The organism is Paenibacillus turicensis, assembly GCF_017873435.1.
Taxonomy (GTDB): Bacteria; Bacillota; Bacilli; order Paenibacillales; family Paenibacillaceae; genus Fontibacillus; species Fontibacillus turicensis.
The window spans coordinates 1-3,639 of sequence record NZ_JAGGKG010000036.1 but is presented as its reverse complement, the minus strand read 5'-3'; the positions used below and the strand labels follow the sequence as shown (position 1 = coordinate 3,639).

At 39.6% G+C, this 3,639-nt stretch carries 2 protein-coding genes and 8 tRNA genes; all 10 read left to right on the top strand.

Going from position 1 to position 3,639, the window contains the following annotated elements:
* Window positions 1-118: 118 nt before the first annotated feature.
* Window positions 119-210 (top strand) — tRNA-Ser (locus J2Z32_RS22070).
* 22 nt (window positions 211-232) lie between these two features.
* Window positions 233-309: transfer RNA gene (locus J2Z32_RS22065), tRNA-Met, on the top strand.
* A gap of 7 nt (window positions 310-316) precedes the next feature.
* Window positions 317-392, top strand: a tRNA-Val gene (locus tag J2Z32_RS22060).
* A 25-nt stretch (window positions 393-417) separates the two neighbouring features.
* Window positions 418-493: transfer RNA gene (locus tag J2Z32_RS22055), tRNA-Thr, on the top strand.
* 19 nt (window positions 494-512) lie between these two features.
* Window positions 513-589, top strand: a tRNA-Asp gene (locus tag J2Z32_RS22050).
* 77 nt (window positions 590-666) lie between these two features.
* A tRNA-Phe gene (locus tag J2Z32_RS22045) sits at window positions 667-739 on the top strand.
* A 39-nt stretch (window positions 740-778) separates the two neighbouring features.
* Window positions 779-863: transfer RNA gene (locus J2Z32_RS22040), tRNA-Tyr, on the top strand.
* Window positions 864-868: 5 nt separating this feature from the next.
* Window positions 869-941, top strand: a tRNA-Lys gene (locus J2Z32_RS22035).
* 128 nt (window positions 942-1,069) lie between these two features.
* Window positions 1,070-2,185 carry a PucR family transcriptional regulator gene (locus J2Z32_RS22030; RefSeq protein WP_210091365.1) on the top strand — a complete coding sequence of 372 codons (1,116 nt, stop codon included), beginning with the start codon at window positions 1,070-1,072 and terminating at the stop codon, window positions 2,183-2,185.
* A gap of 133 nt (window positions 2,186-2,318) precedes the next feature.
* Window positions 2,319-3,431 carry an ABC transporter ATP-binding protein gene (locus tag J2Z32_RS22025; protein WP_210091364.1) on the top strand — a complete coding sequence of 371 codons (1,113 nt, stop codon included), beginning with the start codon at window positions 2,319-2,321 and terminating at the stop codon, window positions 3,429-3,431.
* The last annotated feature ends 208 nt before the right edge of the window (window positions 3,432-3,639 follow it).

Below are 3,639 nucleotides of genomic sequence, written 5' to 3'. Positions count from 1 at the left end.
AAGTACAGTAATGTATGGAGCTGACAGGTACTAATCGGTCGAGGGCTTATCCAATAGTAAAACGCAGCTTTTCGTTTCGGATTCAGTTTTCAAGGGTAAGTACCTTGTTTGATGGCATGGAGAGGTACCCAAGTGGCTATAAGGGGACCCTCTGCTAAGGGGTTAGACTGCGTAAGCGGTGCGAGGGTTCGAATCCCTCCCTCTCCGCCACTTTCATAATATAATGTAATATGGCGGTGTAGCTCAGCTGGCTAGAGCGTACGGTTCATACCCGTGAGGTCGGGGGTTCGATTCCCTTCGCCGCTACCATTATTACGGAGGCTTAGCTCAGCTGGGAGAGCATCTGCCTTACAAGCAGAGGGTCGGGGGTTCGAGCCCCTCAGCCTCCACCATAATTAAATTTTTAACTTTCACTGTGCCGGTGTAGCTCAATTGGTAGAGCAACTGACTTGTAATCAGTAGGTTGGGGGTTCAAGTCCTCTCGCCGGCACCATTTTTATGTTTTTTAATGCGGAGCCGTGGTGTAGAGGCCTAACATGCCTGCCTGTCACGCAGGAGACCGCGGGTTCGAATCCCGTCGGCTCCGCCATTTATTTTAATTTATATTTCCACAAGGAAGTGGGAAGGTTATAAACATTCCACTTTATTTTTTTGTCAATTTAATATGGCTCGGTAGCTCAGTCGGTAGAGCAAAGGACTGAAAATCCTTGTGTCGGCGGTTCGATTCCGTCCCGAGCCACTTTTTGAATTTAACCTACAATAGGTGATTCATTAATTCGGGGGCTTAGCGAAGTGGCCAAACGCAGCAGACTGTAAATCTGTTCTCATCGAGTTCGGTGGTTCGAATCCATCAGCCCCCACCAGTTTTGAGCCATTAGCTCAGTTGGTAGAGCACCTGACTTTTAATCAGGGTGTCGAAGGTTCGAGTCCTTCATGGCTCATCCTAAAGGTCGTCAACATATGTTGGCGGCTTTTTTGTTTTTTTGATTATGCTATAATAAGCAATAAAACTGAAATGAAGAAATTTTGGATTTGGATGTACTATTTTATTTGGATAGGAATGCATACTATGAAAAAGATCCATACCATTCAACAACAGTTAGCTACAATTATTGGTGCACCTTTTGAGTTAGCGAATATGAATAAAGAAGAGATCGAGCGATATCATTGGTTGAATATAGACGGAAATCGCTATTATTTTGATGCTGAGCAAAGCTTGTATTTGTGGTTATGCGATGAGATAAATGCGGATAGCTTTCAAGTATTTATTTTGAGGAATAAGGTCATTAATGAACAGGAAATAAAACTAATTAATTTAGTTATAGCTACGATGCGTCAGCAGGAACAAGGTTATGAGAGCTCTTTTACACAGCAGTCAGAAGAAGTGAAAAGTAAAGAGTTTGGTTATTGGCTTCATGAAGCGTTAGCTAAGCAGACTTATGATTTGGATATACCTCAGCAATATATTTGGAATGAGCAGCTCAAGGGAAATTTATTACCGTTTCTACTTCATTGTGAGGAGAATTTTGCGAACACTTTGAGCTTTAATAAATTGTCTAAGCTATTACGGAGTTATTTTGGCAAAGGAACTGTTTTGATTCCAATGGATCGAGATTGGCTTATTTTGTTAGGGAATAATATAGTTTCTGATTTAAAAGAAGATAATGAGGAGCATACGGAGCTAAGCCAGGATATGCTGATGGGGTTATGTGAAGGTTTATATGAGGTCATTTCCACAGAGTGGGGCGGTGGTGGTCTTTATTTAACTGTTCATGAGGGTCTGATCAAACCTGATCGGCTACTGCATACAATTTATATATTGAAAGAAACTATTGAATTGGGTCGGGCAACTTCCATTGGAGTTCATCTTCATTTTGCTTGGCAATTACAGTTGGAGCGTTTAGTGTATAGCATTTCGACAAGCGAAAAATTAGCTATTAAAGAGATAGTAGGCACTAATTTAGAGTTTTTTAAAGATGAGGAAACGTTAACTACGCTAGAAAGTTTTTTTCAATTAGATTGTAATGTGAGTGAGACAGCAAAAAGATTATATATTCATCGTAATACATTGCTATATCGCTTAGACAAGATTAAACAGGAGACAGGGCTTGATGTTAAAAGCTTTCGAGACGCGGTTTTAATGCAGCTTGGGCTGCTTTTGTATAAATTAACGAAAAAGTCGTGATTTTTTTGTGCAGTTTGTGGATAGCGGGATTTTGAGGCATTAGGTAATATAAGATTAGAAATTGTATCCGATTACATTTTAAAATTAAAGCACATTCAATACTAAATTTATAATTTATTAGGAGGAATTACACATGGCTGGCGTACGTTTAGAACATATTTATAAAACATATCCTGGTGCGGATAAAGCAACCGTTATTGATGTTAATCTTGATATTGCTGATAAAGAATTTTTAGTATTGGTAGGTCCTTCTGGTTGCGGTAAATCTACTACTCTTCGTATGATTGCAGGTCTAGAAGAAATCTCTGATGGTAAATTGTATATTGGCGATCGTGTTGTTAATGATGTAGCACCTAAAGATCGTGATATCGCGATGGTATTCCAATCCTATGCGCTTTATCCACATATGAACGTATACCAAAATATGGCGTTTGGTTTGAAATTACGTAAAGTGAAAAAAGAAGAAATCGATCAACGTGTACGTGATGCTGCTAAAATTTTGGATATTGAGCATTTGCTTGATCGTAAACCAAAAGCATTATCTGGTGGTCAACGTCAACGTGTTGCGTTAGGACGTGCGATTGTCCGTGATCCTCAAGTCTTCTTGATGGATGAGCCGCTTTCTAACTTGGATGCTAAATTGCGTGGACAGATGCGTGCTGAAATTACTAAATTGGTAAAACGTCTTGAAACAACTTGTATCTATGTAACGCATGACCAAACAGAAGCGATGACAATGGGTGATCGTATCGTAGTTATGCAAGATGGTATTATTCAACAAGCTGCTTCTCCAGAAGAGCTTTATAACCAACCACGTAACATTTTCGTAGCTGGATTTATCGGTTCACCAACTATGAACTTCGTGAATGGTAACATTATTGAAGAAGGTAGCTCCATCTACTTTAAATCTGAAAACCTTAAGGTAGAAATTCCACAAGGTAAAGCTGCTGTATTAAAAGACTATGTAAATGGCAAAGAGGTTATTTTAGGAATTCGTCCTGAGGATATTCACGAAGAGCCTGTATTCTTGGAAGGATCACCGAACAGTATCTTCACTGCAAGTGTAGATGTGACTGAAAACCTTGGTCACGAAATGTTGTTATACTTGAATAGTAATGCACCATTGATCGCTCGTGTTGATGGACGTTCTAACACTCGTCAAGGCGACACTGTGAAGTTGGCAATCGACATGAATAAAGTACATGTATTTGATAAAGAATCAGAATTGAACGTATTTTTCAACTAATATCATTTAACTCAAGTAGCGAAGTGATATCGATTACGATCAATATTTAACATTTAATATGATTCGTAAGGCATAAGTTCAGTATTAACTGGGCTTATGCTTTTTTATTTCCCGCGTGCCCAGAGGCACGCATCATCTAGTTGGTGTAAGTCCGACCGAAGGAGGGACCAAGCCACCTTCGTAGCTAGGATACCTACGTATAGCGAAA